The 16589-nt window shown below is 71.6% G+C and carries 15 protein-coding genes; 6 read left to right on the top strand and 9 right to left on the bottom strand.

Annotated features, from left to right (window positions below):
• Window positions 1-216 precede the first annotated feature (216 nt).
• Complete coding sequence (locus ACFVYR_RS00175) at window positions 217-1101, bottom strand: LysR family transcriptional regulator (RefSeq protein WP_384246885.1); 885 nt, start codon at window positions 1099-1101, stop codon at window positions 217-219.
• A 95-nt stretch (window positions 1102-1196) separates the two neighbouring features.
• Between ACFVYR_RS00175 and ACFVYR_RS00170 the strand changes: the two genes are divergently transcribed.
• The 3 genes from ACFVYR_RS00170 to ACFVYR_RS00160 are packed head-to-tail and all read left to right on the top strand — an operon-like array spanning window position 1197 to window position 4609.
• Window positions 1197-1904, top strand: coding sequence for a succinate dehydrogenase (locus ACFVYR_RS00170; protein ID WP_384246883.1), 708 nt, complete (start codon window positions 1197-1199; stop codon window positions 1902-1904).
• 3 nt (window positions 1905-1907) lie between these two features.
• Window positions 1908-3866 (top strand): fumarate reductase/succinate dehydrogenase flavoprotein subunit, encoded by a 1959-nt coding sequence (locus ACFVYR_RS00165; RefSeq protein ID WP_384246880.1) that lies wholly within the window; start codon window positions 1908-1910, stop codon window positions 3864-3866.
• Window positions 3863-4609 (top strand): succinate dehydrogenase/fumarate reductase iron-sulfur subunit, encoded by a 747-nt coding sequence (locus ACFVYR_RS00160; protein ID WP_384246877.1) that lies wholly within the window; start codon window positions 3863-3865, stop codon window positions 4607-4609. The genes ACFVYR_RS00165 and ACFVYR_RS00160 overlap by 4 nt, the downstream gene beginning before the upstream one ends.
• Window positions 4610-4825: 216 nt before the next feature.
• On the opposite strand, the gene ACFVYR_RS00155 is transcribed toward ACFVYR_RS00160, so the two are convergent.
• The 3 genes from ACFVYR_RS00155 to ACFVYR_RS00145 all read right to left on the bottom strand — a co-directional run bounded on the left by ACFVYR_RS00155 (window position 4826) and on the right by ACFVYR_RS00145 (window position 8813).
• Window positions 4826-7177 carry an ATP-binding cassette domain-containing protein gene (locus ACFVYR_RS00155; protein ID WP_384246875.1) on the bottom strand — a complete coding sequence of 784 codons (2352 nt, stop codon included), beginning with the start codon at window positions 7175-7177 and terminating at the stop codon, window positions 4826-4828.
• A 134-nt stretch (window positions 7178-7311) separates the two neighbouring features.
• On the bottom strand, window positions 7312-7626 hold the full coding sequence (locus ACFVYR_RS00150) for an SH3 domain-containing protein (protein ID WP_384246873.1): 315 nt from the start codon (window positions 7624-7626) through the stop codon (window positions 7312-7314).
• Window positions 7627-7736: 110 nt separating this feature from the next.
• Window positions 7737-8813 carry an LLM class flavin-dependent oxidoreductase gene (locus ACFVYR_RS00145; protein ID WP_384246870.1) on the bottom strand — a complete coding sequence of 359 codons (1077 nt, stop codon included), beginning with the start codon at window positions 8811-8813 and terminating at the stop codon, window positions 7737-7739.
• A gap of 42 nt (window positions 8814-8855) precedes the next feature.
• On the opposite strand from ACFVYR_RS00145, the gene ACFVYR_RS00140 reads away from it, so the two are divergent.
• On the top strand, window positions 8856-9344 hold the full coding sequence (locus tag ACFVYR_RS00140) for an HAD family acid phosphatase (RefSeq protein WP_384246868.1): 489 nt from the start codon (window positions 8856-8858) through the stop codon (window positions 9342-9344).
• A gap of 36 nt (window positions 9345-9380) precedes the next feature.
• Here ACFVYR_RS00140 and ACFVYR_RS00135 read toward each other — a convergent pair whose 3' ends face one another.
• The gene (locus ACFVYR_RS00135; RefSeq protein ID WP_384246866.1) at window positions 9381-9596 is read right to left on the bottom strand and encodes a dodecin; all 216 of its coding nucleotides are present in this window, start codon (window positions 9594-9596) and stop codon (window positions 9381-9383) included.
• A 207-nt stretch (window positions 9597-9803) separates the two neighbouring features.
• On the opposite strand from ACFVYR_RS00135, the gene ACFVYR_RS00130 reads away from it, so the two are divergent.
• Window positions 9804-11093 carry an extracellular solute-binding protein gene (locus tag ACFVYR_RS00130; RefSeq protein ID WP_384246864.1) on the top strand — a complete coding sequence of 430 codons (1290 nt, stop codon included), beginning with the start codon at window positions 9804-9806 and terminating at the stop codon, window positions 11091-11093.
• Window positions 11094-11159: 66 nt separating this feature from the next.
• Here the strand turns inward: ACFVYR_RS00130 and egtD are convergent, their stop codons facing one another.
• From egtD to egtA, 4 genes are read right to left on the bottom strand one after another with little or no spacing between them, the layout of a single operon-like run.
• Window positions 11160-12122 carry an L-histidine N(alpha)-methyltransferase gene (gene egtD, locus ACFVYR_RS00125; RefSeq protein ID WP_384246862.1) on the bottom strand — a complete coding sequence of 321 codons (963 nt, stop codon included), beginning with the start codon at window positions 12120-12122 and terminating at the stop codon, window positions 11160-11162.
• Window positions 12119-12874, bottom strand: a complete 756-nt coding sequence (gene egtC / locus ACFVYR_RS00120) for an ergothioneine biosynthesis protein EgtC (RefSeq protein WP_384246859.1) — start codon at window positions 12872-12874, stop codon at window positions 12119-12121. The genes egtD and egtC overlap by 4 nt, the downstream gene beginning before the upstream one ends.
• Window positions 12874-14217, bottom strand: a complete 1344-nt coding sequence (gene egtB, locus ACFVYR_RS00115; RefSeq protein WP_384246857.1) for an ergothioneine biosynthesis protein EgtB — start codon at window positions 14215-14217, stop codon at window positions 12874-12876. The genes egtC and egtB overlap by 1 nt, the downstream gene beginning before the upstream one ends.
• Window positions 14214-15554, bottom strand: a complete 1341-nt coding sequence (gene egtA / locus ACFVYR_RS00110; protein ID WP_384246855.1) for an ergothioneine biosynthesis glutamate--cysteine ligase EgtA — start codon at window positions 15552-15554, stop codon at window positions 14214-14216. Before egtA ends, egtB begins: the two co-directional genes overlap by 4 nt.
• 161 nt (window positions 15555-15715) lie before the next feature.
• Here egtA and ACFVYR_RS00105 point away from each other — a divergent pair, with 161 nt between their 5' ends.
• Complete coding sequence (locus ACFVYR_RS00105) at window positions 15716-16582, top strand: TIGR02452 family protein (protein ID WP_384246853.1); 867 nt, start codon at window positions 15716-15718, stop codon at window positions 16580-16582.
• Window positions 16583-16589 lie beyond the last annotated feature (7 nt).

Raw genomic sequence — 16589 nt, 5'->3', positions numbered from 1 at the left:
CGTCTGCGCAGCGACGCCCGGCACGCGCCCTCGGCGCACGGAGTTCCAGGACAGGTGGCTCCGCCACATGACCTGGAACTCCGCACTCCGATCGCACGCTTCCCCAAGCTCTCGGCTCCGCTCGAGCAGGGGAGGCCCCAATCCGCCGCTGCGCTCGCGCTTCGCGCGGACGACGGGGGTTCAAAGACAGGCTCTCAAAGCTCCAAGGACAGGCTCTCAGGGCAGGTCGCGCTCCAGCAGCATCCGCTGGAGTTCCCGCGCCGCGCGCGGCGGCGCCACGTCGCTGCGGTGGGCGAGCGCGATCGTGCGGTGCAGGCTCGGCCTGGCCAGCGGCGTCATCCGCAGGTCGGGCCCCGACCGCTCCGCGACCATGCGCGGCACGACCGCCACGCCAAGACCGGCCCGTACGAACCCGAGCACCGCGTCCATCTCCCCGCCCTCGACCGCGAACTCCGGCTCGAACCCCTCGGCGCGGCAGGCGGCGACGGTCAGCTCCCGCAGGTCGTAGCCGTGCCGGAACATCACGAGGCGCTCGCCCTGGAGATCGGCGATGCGCACCGCGTCACCGAGGCGGCGCGCGTGCGGCGCCGACACCACGACCAGGTCCTCGCGCAGCAGCTCGACGGTGGTGAGGGCCGGTGAGGGGCTGGGCAGCGGAAGTACCACGAGGGCCAGATCCAGCGCGCCGCGCGCCAGTTCGCGTACCAGATCGTGGGAGCCGCCCTCCTCGATGAGGAGCTGGATGCCGGGGTGCCGGTCGTGGAAGGCGCGCAGGACGTCGGGGAGCAGCCCCGTGCACACGCTCGGCGTCGCCCCGAGGCGGATCCGGCCCCGGCGCAGCTGCGCCAGCTCCTGCACCTCGATCCGGGCGGTGTCCGCGTCGGCGAGGATCCGGCGGGCCAGCGGCAGCAGTGCCTCACCGGCGTCGGTGAGGGTGATGTTGCCGCGCGCGCGGCTGAACAGCTCCGCGCCCAGCTCCCTCTCCAGCGCCCGGATCTGCTGGGAGAGCGACGGCTGGGAGACATGGACCTCCTCCGCGGCCCGCGTGAAGTGCCGGGTCTCGGCGACGGCGACGAAGTAGTGCAGCTGCTGGAATTGCATACACGTACGGTACGTGGGTCGATAGGCTCAGACTATGGAGTTGAGCTGATCCATGTCTTGGACCGATCGGGACTTTCGGCCATAGCGTCTCTGTCATGGCTCTGGCAACGCGGACGGACAAACGGCCGTCCATGACCCGCACGCTCTGGGACTCCACCATCGGCAAGAAGACGGTGATGGCGGTCAGCGGCTTGATCATGCTGCTCTATCTGTTCCTGCACATGTTCGCCAACCTGAAGATCTTCTTCGGCCCGGCGGAGATCAACGAGTACGCGCACTGGCTCCGCACCCTCGGCGAGCCCTTCATGCACTACGAATGGACGCTCTGGCTGGTCCGCGCGGTGCTCGTCGTCGCCGTCGTCGCGCACGCCACGTCCGCGTACCAGCTGAGCCGCCGCGACATCAGGGCGCGCCCCACCCAGTACGTGCACAAGCGGCGCGAGGCGAGCTTCGCGACCCGCACCATGCGCTGGGGCGGCATCATCATCGCGCTGTTCATCGTCTGGCACGTGCTCGACCTGACGACCGGCACCGTGCACCCCGGCACCTACGAGCACCTGCACCCGTACCAGAACGTCATCGACACCTTCTCCACCTGGTACGGCAACGTCGTCTACATCGTCGCAGTGGTCGCCGTCGGCTTCCACGTGCGGCACGGACTGTGGAGCGCGGCGCAGACCCTGGGCGTGGGCACCGCGACCCGCAACCGCGTCCTCAAGCCTCTCGCCAACGGCCTCGCCCTCGTGCTGACCGTGGGCTTCGTCTCCGTACCCGTGGCCGTCATGACCGGACTGGTGAGCTGACCCATGAACTACTCCAGTGAGTACTCCGCGTACACGACGGGAGAGCCGCTCGTCGACGCCAAGGCCCCCTCGGGGCCTATCGCCGAGCGCTGGGACACCCGCCGCTTCCAGGCGAAGCTGGTCAACCCCGCCAACCGGCGCAAGCACACCGTGATCGTCGTCGGCACCGGCCTGGCAGGCGGCTCCGCCGGAGCCACCCTCGCCGAACAGGGCTACCACGTCGTGCAGTTCTGCTACCAGGACTCACCGCGCCGCGCCCACTCCATCGCCGCGCAGGGCGGCATCAACGCCGCGAAGAACTACCGCAACGACGGCGACTCGGTCCACCGGCTCTTCTACGACACCGTCAAGGGCGGCGACTTCCGCGCCCGCGAGTCCAACGTCCACCGCCTCGCGCAGATCTCGGTGGAGATCATCGACCAGTGCGTCGCGCAGGGCGTGCCGTTCGCCCGCGAGTACGGCGGCCTCCTCGACACCCGCTCCTTCGGCGGCGTCCAGGTCTCCAGGACGTTCTACGCGCGCGGCCAGACGGGGCAGCAGCTCCTGCTCGGCGCGTACCAGGCGCTCAGCCGCCAGATCGCCGCGGGCAACGTGGAGATGCACCCCCGTACCGAGATGCTCGACGTCATCGTGGTCGACGGGCGGGCGCGCGGCATCGTCGCCCGCGACCTGATCACCGGCAAGATCGAGACGTACTTCGCGGACGCCGTGGTCCTCGCATCCGGCGGCTACGGCAACGTCTTCTACCTGTCGACCAACGCCATGAACTCCAACGCCACCGCCGTCTGGCGGGCCCACCGGCGCGGCGCGTACTTCGCCAACCCCTGCTTCACGCAGATCCACCCCACCTGCATCCCGCGCACCGGCGACCACCAGTCCAAGCTGACGCTGATGAGCGAGTCGCTGCGCAACGACGGACGGATCTGGGTGCCCAAGGCCAAGGGCGACGACCGCCCGGCGAACCAGATCCCCGAGGACGAGCGCGACTACTACCTGGAGCGCATCTACCCCTCCTTCGGCAACCTCGTGCCCCGCGACATCGCCTCCCGCGCCGCCAAGAACGTGTGCGACGAGGGCAGGGGAGTGGGGCCCGGCGGGCAGGGCGTCTACCTCGACTTCGCCGACGCGATCCGGCGGATGGGAAGGAAGAAGGTCGAGGAGAAGTACGGCAACCTCTTCGACATGTACGAGCGGATCACCGCGGAGAACCCGTACGAGGTGCCGATGCGGATCTACCCCGCCGTGCACTACACGATGGGCGGCCTCTGGGTCGACTACGACCTCCAGACCACCGTCCCCGGGCTCTTCGCCGTCGGCGAGGCCAACTTCTCCGACCACGGCGCCAACCGGCTCGGCGCGAGCGCCCTCATGCAGGGCCTCGCCGACGGCTACTTCGTGCTGCCGTCCACCATCAACGACTACCTCGCCCGCAACCCGCACAAGGACGAGGTGGACGACGGCCACCCGGTCGTGCAGGAGGTGCTCGCCGAGACCGAGGACCGCCTCAACCTGCTCCTGTCCGTCGACGGCGACCGCACCCCCGACTCCTTCCACCGCGAACTCGGCGAGGTCATGTGGGAGTTCTGCGGCATGGCGCGCACCGAGACGGGCCTTCGCAAGGCCCTGGAGCGCATCCCGCAGATCCGCGAGGAGTTCTGGCGCCGCATCAAGGTGCCCGGCACCGGCGAGGAGTTCAACCAGTCCCTGGAGAAGGCGAACCGCATCGTCGACTACCTCGAACTCGCCGAGCTGATGTGCCTCGACGCCCTGCACCGCGCCGAGTCCTGCGGCGGCCACTTCCGCGAGGAGTCGCAGACCCCGGACGGCGAGGCGGCGCGGGTGGACGAGGAGTTCTCGTACGCCGCCGCCTGGGAGTTCACCGCCACCGGCGCCGCCCCCGTCCTGCACAAGGAAGACCTCGTCTTCGAGTACGTCCACCCCACTCAGCGGAGCTACGCATGAAGCTCACCCTGCGCGTCTGGCGCCAGAAGAACACCGACGCCGACGGCGCGATGTCCACCTACGAAGTGGACGGCATCTCCAGCGACATGTCGTTCCTGGAAATGCTCGACACCCTCAACGAAGAGCTCATCGTCAAGGGCGACGACCCCGTCGCCTTCGACCACGACTGCCGCGAGGGCATCTGCGGCGCCTGCTCGCTCGTCATCAACGGCGACGCGCACGGCCCCGAGCGCACCACCACCTGCCAGCTGCACATGCGGTCCTTCGAGGACGGCGACACCATCGACATCGAGCCGTGGCGCGCCTCGGCCTTCCCGGTCGTCAAGGACCTGGTCGTGGACCGCTCGGCCTTCGACCGGATCATCCAGTCCGGCGGCTACATCAGCGCGCCGACCGGCTCCGCGCCCGAGGCGCACGCCACGCCCGTGCCCAAGCCGGACGCCGACTCCGCGTTCGAGCACGCCGAGTGCATCGGCTGCGGGGCGTGCGTGGCGGCCTGCCCCAACGGTTCCGCCATGCTGTTCACCTCGGCCAAGGTCAACCACCTGAACGTCCTGCCGCAGGGCGCGCCCGAGCGCGAGACGCGGGTCCTGGACATGGTGGCGCAGATGGACGCGGAGGGGTTCGGCGGCTGCACGCTGACCGGTGAGTGCGCGACCGCGTGCCCGAAGGGCATTCCACTGCCGTCCATCGCGGCGATGAACAAGGAGTGGTTGCGGGCCACCCGGAAGGTCAGCCGGTAGGTGCGCGGGTAAGTGGGGGACCGCGGGGCGTCCGTGGCTTGTCGCGCGGTTCCCCGCGCCTACGGCTTCGGCGAGGACACCGTCTACCTCAGCCCCGCCCCGATCTGCCATGCGGCGCCCCTGCGGTTCCGCGGTGTGGTGACCTCGCTCGGCGGCACCGTCGTCCCGAACCCGTCGCGGCCCACCGAACCGGGCTTGCCCCCGCTCCCCGCCCGCCTAACGCCCCCGCGCTCCCCGCGCGCGAGCCAGATACGGCGCCGTCCTGCTGCCCTCGGCGCCCGCCACCCGCGCCGGGGTGCCGGCCGCCACGACCAGGCCGCCCCGGTCGCCGCCGCCGGGACCGAGGTCGATCACCCAGTCCGCGCCCGCCACGACCGCCATGTCGTGCTCGACGACGACCACGGAGTTTCCGCCGTCGACCAGTTCGTGCAGGCGGTGCGTGAGGACCTCGACGTCGGCCGGGTGCAGGCCCGTCGTCGGCTCGTCGAGGAGGTAGAGCGTGTGGCCCCGCCTGACCCGCTGCAACTCGCCCGCCAGCTTGATGCGTTGGGCCTCGCCGCCCGACAGCTCCGTGGCGGGCTGGCCGAGCCGCAGATAGCCGAGGCCGATGTCGAGGAGTGTGCGCAGGCTGCGTACGACGGGCGGGGTGTCGGCGAAGAAGTCCGCGGCGGCCTCGACGGTCAGGTCGAGCACCTCGGCGATGTTCCTTCCCCGGTACGTCACTTCGAGCGTCTCGGGATTGTAGCGGGCGCCCCCGCAGGCCGGGCAGGGCGCGTAGGTGCTCGGCAGGAAGAGCAGCTCGACACTGACGAAACCCTCGCCCTGGCAGGTCTCGCAGCGCCCGCCCGCCACGTTGAAGGAGAAGCGGCCCACGCCGTAGCCGCGTTCCTTCGCCGTGTCCGTGGCCGCGAAGACCTTGCGTACGACGTCGAAGAGGCCGGTGTAGGTGGCCAGGTTGGAGCGGGGCGTGCGCCCGATCGGCTTCTGGTCGACGCGGACGAGACGGCCGACGCCCGCGAGGTCCTCGGTGATCTCGCCGACGAGTGTGGACTTCCCCGAACCCGACACGCCCGTGACGGCGGTGAAGGCGCCGAGAGGGATCTCCGCCGTCACCTCGCTCAGGTTGTGCCGGGTCACCGGACCGAGCTTCAACCAGCCCTGCGGGGAACGGACTTCACGCTCCGGAGCGGGTTCCTGGCCGAAGAGGAAACGGGCCGTCGCCGACTCGCGGACCTCGGCGAGCTCCGCCACCGGGCCGCTGTGCAGCACCCGCCCGCCGTGCTCGCCCGCCCGCGGGCCGACGTCGACGAGCCAGTCCGCGTGGCGCACGACATCGAGGTGGTGCTCCACGACGAAGACCGAGTTGCCCGCCTCCTTGAGCCGGTCGAGCACCGTCAACAAGGCTTCCGTGTCCGCCGGATGGAGTCCCGCCGACGGCTCGTCCAGGACGTACACCACGCCGAAGAGCCCCGAGCGCAGCTGGGTCGCGAGGCGCAGGCGCTGGAGTTCGCCCGCCGAGAGCGTGGGCGTGGCGCGGTCGGGGCTGAGGTAGCCGAGACCGAGCTCGGTGACGGTCGCGATACGGGCGATCAGGTCCCCGGTAAGGACGCGGGCCGTCTCCGAATCGTCCGCGGCGCCCGCGAGGACGTCGGCGAGGTCACCGAGCGGCAGCGCGGCAAGCTCCGCGATCGTGCGGCCCGCGAAGGTGACGGCCAGCGCCTCCGGACGCAGCCTGCTGCCGCCGCACGCCGGACACGGCGCGCTCGCCAGGAACCGCTCGGCCTTGGCGCGCAGCGACTGGCTCTTGGAGTCAGCGAAGGTCTTCAGGACGTAGCGCCGGGCGCTCATGTACGTGCCCTGGTAGGGGCGGTGGATGCGTCCTGCGTCGCGCACCGGGTGCACGGTCACCACCGGCTGCTCGTCCGTGAACAGGATCCAGTCGCGGTCCCGCTGCGACAGCTCGCGCCACGGCCGGTCCACGTCGTACCCGAGGGCGTCGAGCACGTCCCGCAGGTTCTTCCCCTGCCAGGCACCGGGCCAGGCCGCGACGGCGCCCTCGCGGATGGACCGCGACGGGTCGGGCACCAGGAGCTCTTCCGTCGTGCGGTGCACCCGGCCAAGACCGTGGCACTCGGGGCACGCGCCGGCCGCCGTGTTCGGCGAGAAGGCGTCCGAGTCGAGCCGCTCGGCGCCCGCCGGATAGCGGCCCGCGCGGGAGAAGAGCATCCGCAGGGAGTTGGAGAGCGTGGTGACGGTGCCGACGGAGGAGCGCGAGGTGGGCGCCGAGCGGCGCTGCTGGAGCGAGACGGCGGGCGGCAGACCGGTGATCTCGCCGACCTTCGGCGCGCCCACCTGGTGGATCAGCCGCCGGGCGTACGGCGCGACGGACTCGAAGTAGCGCCGCTGGGACTCGGCGTAGACGGTCCCGAACGCGAGCGACGACTTCCCCGAGCCGGAGACGCCCGTGAAGACCACGAGGACGTCACGCGGAATGTCCACGTCGACGCCTTGGAGGTTGTGCTCGCGGGCACCCCGGACGCGTACGAACGGGTCGTGGGGGCTGTGCATGAGGGGCTCCGTACGCGGCTCGGGGACAAACCCCACAATTCTAGGGTGCGGGGGAACGCGCGAGCCGGGGGGCCGGGGGAACGGAGTGCCGCGAGCGATCACGCGCGCGGCACTCCGCTTCCAGCAGCAGGACTTCAGCAGTCCAGGTAGGAGACGTGAATCCACACGCCGGTGCGCCCTCCCCACAGGTCACCCTTGATCCAGCTTCCCTCTCGGCCCTGTGCGTTCATCTTCTGACCCTTGTTCACCTGACCCAGGACCGGGTACTGGGCGCCTGGTCCGCCGCGGTAGTTGACGCCGTTGTCATTGACGGTGCAGACCGTGCCCTGGACAGCGGCCGGGGCGTCGGTCCGGGCGATGTCGGCCGAGGCGGTGGTGACCGCTGCCCCTGCGACGAGGGTGAGAACCGTTGCCGCGGTCACAGCCGCCGCGCGAATGGTCTTGAGCATCTGGTGTCCTTCCAGGAGAGATCAGACGCCTCCTGCATGCCTCACCGGGCTCACGGCAACCGCAATGTCACCCGAATGCCGGAGTACGGCAGGCAATTGCACGTCGCACTTCACCCAGTCGGCCGGTGTTCGTGCGGGCTCTGAGAAGTCGGGGCGGCCAGTCCCCCTGAGATCCCAGCCCCCTGAGCACCCAGCCCCGCCACCTTCGCCAGCCGCCGGAAGGAGTCCAGCAGGCCCGCCCGGTCGTACGTGCTGGTCGTGACGAGCACCTCCTGCGCGCCGCTCTCCTTGATCACCAGCTCAAGATCGGCGGCCACCTGCTCCTCCGTGCCGTGCACATGCCCGCGCAGCCCCGCTTCGTAGAAGCCGCGTTCCTTCTCCGTCATGGTCAGCGACTCCACGCGCTCGGCCGGCGGGAGCGGCGGGAAGGTGCCGTGCGTGCGGGAGTACGCCATCGACCAGGCCTCCGGGATCAGCAGCCTGCGCGCCGCCTCCTCGCTCTCCGCGACGGCCACGGTGCCGGCGATCACGACGTACGGCTCGGCAAGCCACGGCGAAGGACGGAAGCCGCCCCGGTACTCCTCGATGCCGCGCAGCATCTTCTCGCGGCCCCGGATGTCCCCGATGACCAGCGGCAGGCCCGCCCCGGCGGCGATCGTCGCGCCCTCGCCCACGGCCAGGACGTACGGCGGGACGGTCAGCCCCTCGGCGGGGCGGGCCCGCACGCCGGTGCCGGACGTGCCGCGGAACCAGTCGAGCAGTTCGCCGAGCCGGTCGGCGAAGTCCTCCGCGGCGTGCTTGTCGCGCCCCAGCGCCTTGCGTACCCCGTCGGTGAAGCCGACCGAACGGCCGAGCCCCATGTCGATCCGGCCGGGGAAGAGGGATTCCAGCACGCCGAACTGCTCGGCGACGACCAGCGACTGGTGGTTGGGCAGCATCACGCCGCCCGTGCCGACCCGGATGGTGCGGGTGGCCGCCGCGACGGCCGCCGCCAGCACGGTCGGTGCCGAACCGGCGACGCCGGGCACGCCGTGGTGCTCGGAGACCCAGAACCGGTGATAGCCGAGCGCTTCGATTTCCTGGGCGAGCCGCACCGTGTCGCGCAGGGCGTCCGGCCCGTCGTGCCCCTCGCGGGTACGGGAACGGTCGAGGACGGAGAACCGGGTTGCTGCCATCAATGAGCTCACACAAGGTTCAACACCTGGACGCCGCCGTGATTCCCTGGGGGAGTGACCGAGAACAGCAGACCTCTGGCCGTCTTCGACCTGGACGGCACCCTCGCGGACACCGCGCACCGGCAGCGGTACCTGGAGCGCAAGCCGCGCGACTGGAACGCGTTCTTCGCCGCGGCGCCCCAGGATCCGCCGCTGCCCCGCGGCATCGAGCTGTGCCTCGCGAGCGCCGAGGAGTGCGAGGTCGTCTACCTGACCGGACGCCCCGAGCGGTGCAGGGCGGACACGGTGGCCTGGCTCGCCCGCCAGGGCCTGCCGGAGGGCACCATCTGGATGCGACGCGACGACGACCGCAGGCCCGCCCGCCGCACGAAGCTGGAGATCCTGCGCTCCATCGCCCGCGAACACGAGATCCGCGTGCTCGTGGACGACGACGAACTGGTCTGCGAGGAGGCCGAACGCGCGGGCTTCAAGGTCGTCCGCGCCACCTGGGCCACCACTTCCCACTCCCTGAAGGACGCCCAGGAACGAGAGGGCCGCACCTGAGGCGCGCTGTCGAGAACGCGCCCTGTCGAGAACCGCCTACTCACCGTCCTCCAGCCGGAACCCCACCTTCAGTCCCACCTGGTAGTGCTCGATCTGCCCGTCCTCGATATGGCCCCGTACCTGCGTGACCTCGAACCAGTCCAGGGAGCGCAGTGTCTGCGAGGCACGTTCGACGCCGTTGCGGATCGCCTGGTCGAGGCCTTCGTGGGACGTGCCGACGATCTCGGTGACGCGGTACGTGTGGTTCGACATGAGGTGAGTCCTCCGGGACCGTCGAGTGGAGCCGCACGACTCCGTGGAGTGCCGTCACTCCACCGTGCACCAACGCGCCCGCGTGCGCGAGATGGCGTACCCCCTTGACCGGATCATTGGTACATACCAGAATCCAGCCGGTAACCCGTTCGAGCCGAGAGCTCATCCCCCCGCGTCGGGCTGACTTCCCCTGTCCTCAGGTAGAAAGTGACCCACGTGAACCCGCACCGCCGCGCCGCCGTGTCTCTGGCCCTCGCGTTCTCCTCCACCGTTCTGCTCGCCGGATGCGGGGTGCTGCCGGGCGGTGACGACGCCGAGACCGTCACGGTCTGGCTGATGCGGGGCAGTGCGTCGCCCGAGTTCGTCGAGCGCTTCACGAAGGACTTCGAGAAGGAGCACGACGGGATCGACCTGGACATCCGCATCCAGGAGTGGACCGGCATCGGCCCCAAGGTGAAGAAGGCGCTCAAGGAAGAGGGCGGGGACGGGCCCGACATCATCGAGGTCGGCAACACCCAGGTCGCCCAGTACGTCGACGAGGGCGGCCTGTACGACCTCACCCTGGAGTCCGCGCGCGACCTCGGCATGGACGACTGGCTGCCGGGTCTGGCCGAGCCGGGACGTTACCGGGGAGCCCAGTACGGCATCCCCTGGTATGCCGCCAACCGTGTCGTCATCTACAACAAGGACCTGTTCGCGCAGGCGGGGATCAAGAAGGCGCCCAGGACCCGCGAGGAGTGGATCGCGGCCACCGAGAAGCTCAACGGCGGTGGCAAGCAGGGGATCTACCTGGCCGGCCAGGACTGGTACACCCTCGCCGGGTTCATCTGGGACGAGGGCGGTGACCTCGCCAAGGAGACCAAGGAGTCCTCCGGCGACTGGCGCGGCAGCCTGCACACGCCCGCGGCGCTGCGCGGCATGGCGTTCTACCAGCGGCTGCAGGCGCTCGGCGACGGCCCGCGCGACGCCGACGAGGAGCACCCGTCGCAGGCCGGTGTGTTCGCCAAGGGCGATGTCGCCCAGATCGTCACGGTGCCGGGGGCCGCCCGCGCCATCGAGGAGCAGAACCCCCAACTGAAGGGGAAACTCGGCTACTTCCCCATCCCCGGCAAGAAGGCGGGCAAGCCCGGCGCGGTCTTCACCGGCGGCTCCGACTTCGTGGTGCCCGAGCATAGCGACAACCACAAGGGCGCGGTCGCGGTGATCGAGGCGCTCGCGGGCAAGAAGTGGCAGACCGACCTGGCGCGGACCATGAACTACGTCCCGAACAAGGCGAAGCTGGCCCCCGCGGTCGCGGGCGAGGAGGGCGTCGCGGCGATGGCCGTCGGCGCGGCGAACGGCCGGGCCACCCCTAACTCGCCGCGCTGGGCGGGCGTCGAGGCGGACAACCCCATCAAGGACTACATGACGCAGGTCCTGATGGGCGGCGACCCGGCGGCCGAGGCACGCAAGGCCTCGGACAAGATCACCGAGGTGCTGAACGTCGGAGGGCTCTGACACCGGGTCAGGTCGAGTCGGGCGGCACGCGCGGCACGCCACTGCGCGCCGCGCTGCACCACCGCCCTACGCCACCGTGCTCAACGACAGCGCGAAGCGCTCCCTGTCGTCCGTCCACCAGTGCGTCAGCTTCAGCCCGACGGCGCCGAGTTCGCTCTCCACGCCGTCCGCACGGAACTTCGCCGAGATCTCCGTGCGGAGTTCCTCGCCAGCCGTGAAGTCGACCGCGAGATCCAGCGCGTGGATCTTCACCGTCTGGTCGGTGGTGGAGCGCAGGCGCATCTCTATCCACTCGCGCTCGCGGTTCCAGACGGCGACGTGCTCGAAGGCGGCGGGGTCGAAGTCCCCCGCGAGCTCACGGTTGATCACCGACAGGACGTTCTTGTTGAACGCGGCGGTCACGCCCGTCGCGTCGTCGTACGCGGAGACGAGGACCGACTCGTCCTTGACCAGGTCCGTGCCGAGGAGCAGCGCGTCGCCGGGCTGGAGCAGTCCGCGTACCGAGGTGAGGAACGCGGCGCGCTCGGCGGGCAGCAGATTGCCGATCGTGCCGCCGAGGAACGCGATAAGGCGCGGGCCCGGCGTGCCCGGCAGCGCGAGGCCGCGGGTGAAGTCGGCGATCAGGGCGTGCACGTCGAGTGCGGGCCGCTGCGCTAGCAGCGTGTTCGCGGCGCCGGTCAGCGCGCTCTCGCTGACGTCCACGGGGACGTAGGTGTGCAGGCCGGACAGGGCGTCGATCAGGTGGCGCGTCTTCTCCGAGGAGCCCGAGCCCAGCTCGATCAGTGTGCGGGCGCCCGTGAGCTCGGCGATCTGTGCGGACCGGGCCACGAGGATCTCGCGCTCGGCCCGGGTGGGGTAGTACTCGGGCAGGGTGGTGATCTCCTCGAAGAGGACGCTGCCGCGCGCGTCGTAGAACCACTTGGGCGGCAGCGATTTGGGGGTGCGGGTGAGGCCGTGCAGGACGTCGGCGCGCAGCGCGGAGTCGGTGGCGTCCTCGGGGAGGGTGCGGGTCAGCAGGAACGGGCTCACGCAGGGGGCTCCTTGAGCGGGGTCAGGGTGACGTCGGTGCGGTCGGCTGTGAGCAGGGTGCGGTCGGGCACCTCGCGCCAGCGCGGGTCGTCGTCGTAGGGCTCGGAGGCCACGACGGTGCGGCGGCCGGGCTCCGCGAGGTACCAGAGGGTGTCGCCCCAGGTGGTCGCGGTGATCGTGGCGCCGTCGGTGAGGAGCAGGTTGAGGCGCGATCCGGGGGCCGCCTCCGCGACCTCCCGGACGGTGTCGGCGAGGGCCTGCCCCGCCTCGTCACCGCTGGAGAGCCGGTGCAGGACGAGCGCCCACACCAGCGCGGAGTCGCAGCGCGCCTCCATCGAGAGCAGCTCGGCGGGCGGCAGGTCCCGGGCGAGGAGGGCGAGCGTGCCGGGCCAGCCGGTCACCGCGCCGTTGTGGCTGAACAGCCACGGTCCCGAGGCGAACGGCGCCGCCGCCGCCTCGCCGTCCGCGCCCGCCAGGGTGGCGTCGCGCACGGCTGCGAGGACCGCCCCGGAGCGCACGACCCGGGCGAGATCGGCGAACGACTGGTCGCCCCAGATCGGCCCGGTGCGGCGGTAGCGGGCGGGCGCCGGGTCCCCTTCGGCGTACCAGCCGACGCCGAAGCCGTCGGCGTTGACGGTGCCGTACCGCTGCATCCGGGGCGCCCACGACTGCCGGAAGAGGCTGTGCGGGGGCGTGACCAGGAGGCTTCCCAGGGACTTGGGCGGGCCGACGCAGGCGAGGTGACGGCACATCAGGCGGTTCCCGGGGGTGCGGTTTCGGTGGGCCCGGCGTCCCGCGCCGTGCGGAAGCCGGAGAAGATCTGCCGCCGCACCGGGTGGTCCCAGTTGCGGAACGTGCCGCGGCAGGCCACCGCGTCGACGGAGAAGGCGCCGCCGCGCAGCACCTTGTAGTCGCCGCCGAAGAACACGTCCGAGTACTCGCGGTAGGGGAAGGCGGAGAAGCCGGGGTAGGGCAGGAACCCGCTGGAGGTCCACTCCCACACGTCACCGATCAACTGCCGTACGCCGAGCGGCGACTCGCCCGCGGCGTAGCTTCCGGCGGGCGCGGGCCGCAGATGCCGCTGCCCCAGGTTGGCGCGCTCCGGCGTGGGGTCCGCGTCGCCCCACGGATAGCGCGTCGACCGGTCGGACACCGGGTCGTACCGGGCGGCCTTCTCCCACTCCACCTCGCTCGGCAGGCGGCGCCCCGCCCACCGCGCGTACGCGTCCGCCTCGTACCAGCTGACGTGCAGCACCGGCTCGTCGGCCGGCACCGGCTCGACCGTCCCGAAGTGCCGCCGCAGCCACTGACCGCCCTCACGGCGCCAGAACAGCGGCGCCCGCAGGCCGTGCTCGCGGACCATCGCCCAGCCCGCCGGGTCCCACCAGTGCATCCTGTCGTAGCCGCCGTCCTCGATGAAGCGCTGGTACGCGGCGTTGGTGACCGGTGTCGTGTCGATGAAGAACGGGGGGACCAGGCGGCGGTGCGCCGGGCGTTCGTTGTCGAGGGCCCAGGGCTCGGTGGACGTGCCCATGGTGAACGGACCGCCGGGGACCAGGACTTCGGCAGGACCGGTGAAGGGCTCCGCGGGCGGTGGGTCCGGCGCGGTGAGGGCGCCGGGTCCCGTCCTCAGCTGGTGCGTGATCAACATGGTCTCGTCGTGCTGCTGCTCGTGCTGCGCGATCATCCCGAAGGCGAAGCCCGCGTCGGTGAGCGGCGTGCCGCGAAACGGTGTCTTCTCCAGTACGTCGAGCGCCCGGCCCCGCACCTCCGCCGCGTAGCCGCGGGCCTCGGCGGGCGCGAGCAGCGGCAGGCGCGGCCGCTCGGAACGGGGATGCTCGAAGGCGTCGTACAGCGGATCGATCTCGGGCCGCATCGCGTCGCGGCCCGCGACCGCGCGCAGCAGCCACTGCTCCTCCTGATTGCCTATGTGCGCGAGGTCCCAGACCAGCGGCGACATCAACGGCGAGTGCTGCGCGGTGAGTTCGGCGTCCTCCACACAACTGGTGAGGAGGGTGGTGCGGTCCCGGGCGGCCAGGAGCGCGGTGAGCGCGCGCTCCCGCAGGGCTTCCGGGTCGGTGGTGGAGCCTGTCATCGGCGAAAGTCCTTCCCAGGCGAATCATGGAGTGGTCCCGCGTCCCGCACGCGGTCGAGCAGGTCGTCCGCCGGGCAGCGCCCCCGCGCGACGTACCGCGCGGCGAACGTCGCGACGGCGTCCCGCACGGACGCGGCGGCGCCGAGGCGGGGCAGCGCCTCGACGGCGGCGGCGAAGCAGGCGACGGCGGCCTCGCGCAGTTCGGGGTCGGCCGGGCCGTGCCGCGCCGCGTCGAGCCAGAGCGGGTTGTGCGGCGCGGCGGGCGCGTCCGGCGGCCCGTACCGCTCGGCCAGCGGCTTCACGGCGCGATAGGCGGTCTCGGACGCCTCCGGGTCGTCGAAGAGCGCGCTCGTCACGGCCAGCGGCACGATCCAGCCGTCGTCCCCGGGCTGCGCGTCCACCATGCGCAGCTCCAGGTGGCCGCGCGGGCGGACCGGCGGGAACAGCGTGGTCAGGTGGTAGAAGAGGTCCTCACGGGTGGGTCTGCGCGGTGCGCCGGTGCGGGCCCACGCCCGGAAACTCATCCCTTCGGGAACGCTCCACGGGCCGTCGCCCGGCTCCCTCCTGACGCACATGACCGGCGCGTCCAGGGCGTGCCGTACCCAGGACTCGCGCGGCTCCCCGTCGAGCGGCGGGGCGCCGGATCTGCCGGGTTCGATGCCCGCCCACACGGCCTGCCGGGTCGACCGCCAGCCGGTGGGGCGGCCCTCCTGCAGCGGCGAGTTGGCGAACACCGCGACCAGGACGGGCCCGAGCAGGTGCGCCAGGCGCCAACGTCGCGCGTAGCCGAGCGGGCCCGGCTCCTCGTGGCCCGCGTCGAGGCAGATCTGCACGGACGCCGTCGAGCACATCATGCGGCGTCCGGCCGGCCCGCCGCGGTCGAGGCAGGACTCCAGGGCGTCGTAGCGGGGTTCGCGCAGGACGCGTGACGGTGGTCGCCACGGGTCGGCGCCGAAGCCGCTGAGGGTGAGGCGGTGGGAACGTAACGTGTCGCGTACGACGTCGAGGTCGGCCCGCATGGCCGAGACGACTTCCGTCAGCGAGGCGGCGGGCAGCGAGCTGAGCTCCAGCTGGCCGCCGGGTTCGACGGTGACGGACGATTGCAGGGGCAGGGCCCGCAGTGCGGCGTAGGCCGCTTCGAGGCGGGCGGTGGGTACGGGCAGGTGGGGCAGTCCGGGCTCGTGGACGAGCCATTCCAGTTCGACGCCGGTGGCGCGGGGTGGACCGGTCTTGAAGCAGATGCCGCGGACCAGCGCCTCCACCTCGGCCTCCGACACCGTGTCCCGCGCCCTTGTGGGGCGTGCGGTGCGGTGTTTCCTACAGTCTCCCTCAGGCATGCGGGGATCCCTTCCATCCGATGCTGCTCGTCACACCCAAAACCCTTCAGGGCCGTTCGCACAAGAGTGCCCCTCAGGCCGTTCCCGTACCCGCTATTTCTGTTGCGCCGCCCCACCCGCACCCCACACCATGCGGGCATGGACGACACGGGGGCGCGGGCATGAGCGCCCGGCTGCGCGCACAGGCGCAGGAGACCGAGCGGATCGTCGCGGCGGGGGCGTACGTCGCGCCGTGCGGCCGGGAGACGGAGCTCGCCGACGCGGTGGCCGCAGCCCGCGCCGGTACGCGCGTGTTCGGGCCCGAGCCGGTGGAGGCGCCGGTCCGGCCGGTCGTGGACACCGTATTCGAGGTCACGGGCGAGAGCAGCCTGGAGGCGGCCGGCAGGCTGACGGCCGAGGACGGTTCCCCGGTGGCCGTGCTGAACTTCTCCTCGGCCCGCAACCCCGGCGGGGGCTACCTGAACGGCGCCCAGGCGCAGGAAGAGGCGCTGTGCCGGGGCTCCGCCCTCTACACGTGCCTCCTGCGGGCCCCCGCGTTCTACGCCCACCACCGCGCCGACCGCGACCCGTTCTACAGCGACCGCGTGGTCCACTCGCCGGGCGTCCCCGTCTTCCGTGACGACCGCGGGCGGCTCCTCGACGAGGCGTACACCGTCGGCTTCCTCACCTCCGCGGCGCCGAACGCCGGGGTGATCCGCCGCCGGGCACCCGAGCGCGCGGCCGACATCCCGGGCGCCCTCGCGGCGCGCGCCGAGCGCGTCCTGGAGACCGCGACGGCGTGCGGCTACCGCAGACTGGTGCTCGGCGCCTGGGGGTGCGGGGTGTTCATGAACGACCCCGCGCAGGTCGCCGGGGCCTTCCACGCGCTGCTCGGTGCGGGCGGCCGGTTCGCCGGGCAGTTCACGCACGTCGTGTTCGGGGTGCTCGACCGCACGAAGGGCGCGGTGACGCGCGGCGCCTTCGAGGAGGCGTTCGCCCGCGAGACCGGCGCCCCTGCCGCCGCCAGGCAGTCACAGGGCTCGCCGTAGAACCTGG

It is taken from the genome of Streptomyces sp. NPDC058284, assembly GCF_042881135.1.
Classification (GTDB): domain Bacteria; phylum Actinomycetota; class Actinomycetes; order Streptomycetales; family Streptomycetaceae; genus Streptomyces.
The sequence above is the reverse complement of the archived record's forward strand: the minus strand, read 5'-3'. Positions and strand labels throughout refer to the sequence as shown.

Bases quoted from the DNA above. Each gene is read 5' to 3' on its own strand.
- ACFVYR_RS00160 (WP_384246877.1), top strand. From the start codon at position 3,863: ATGAAGCTCACCCTGCGCGTCTGGCGCCAGAAGAACACCGACGCCGAC.
- ACFVYR_RS00175 (WP_384246885.1), bottom strand. From the start codon at position 1,101: ATGCAATTCCAGCAGCTGCACTACTTCGTCGCCGTCGCCGAGACCCGG.
- egtC (WP_384246859.1), bottom strand. From the start codon at position 12,874: ATGTGCCGTCACCTCGCCTGCGTCGGCCCGCCCAAGTCCCTGGGAAGC.
- ACFVYR_RS00135 (WP_384246866.1), bottom strand. From the start codon at position 9,596: ATGTCGAACCACACGTACCGCGTCACCGAGATCGTCGGCACGTCCCAC.
- egtB (WP_384246857.1), bottom strand. From the start codon at position 14,217: ATGACAGGCTCCACCACCGACCCGGAAGCCCTGCGGGAGCGCGCGCTC.
- ACFVYR_RS00155 (WP_384246875.1), bottom strand. From the start codon at position 7,177: ATGCACAGCCCCCACGACCCGTTCGTACGCGTCCGGGGTGCCCGCGAG.
- ACFVYR_RS00105 (WP_384246853.1), top strand. From the start codon at position 15,716: ATGAGCGCCCGGCTGCGCGCACAGGCGCAGGAGACCGAGCGGATCGTC.
- ACFVYR_RS00150 (WP_384246873.1), bottom strand. From the start codon at position 7,626: ATGCTCAAGACCATTCGCGCGGCGGCTGTGACCGCGGCAACGGTTCTC.
- ACFVYR_RS00170 (WP_384246883.1), top strand. From the start codon at position 1,197: ATGGCTCTGGCAACGCGGACGGACAAACGGCCGTCCATGACCCGCACG.
- egtA (WP_384246855.1), bottom strand. From the start codon at position 15,554: ATGCCTGAGGGAGACTGTAGGAAACACCGCACCGCACGCCCCACAAGG.
- ACFVYR_RS00165 (WP_384246880.1), top strand. From the start codon at position 1,908: ATGAACTACTCCAGTGAGTACTCCGCGTACACGACGGGAGAGCCGCTC.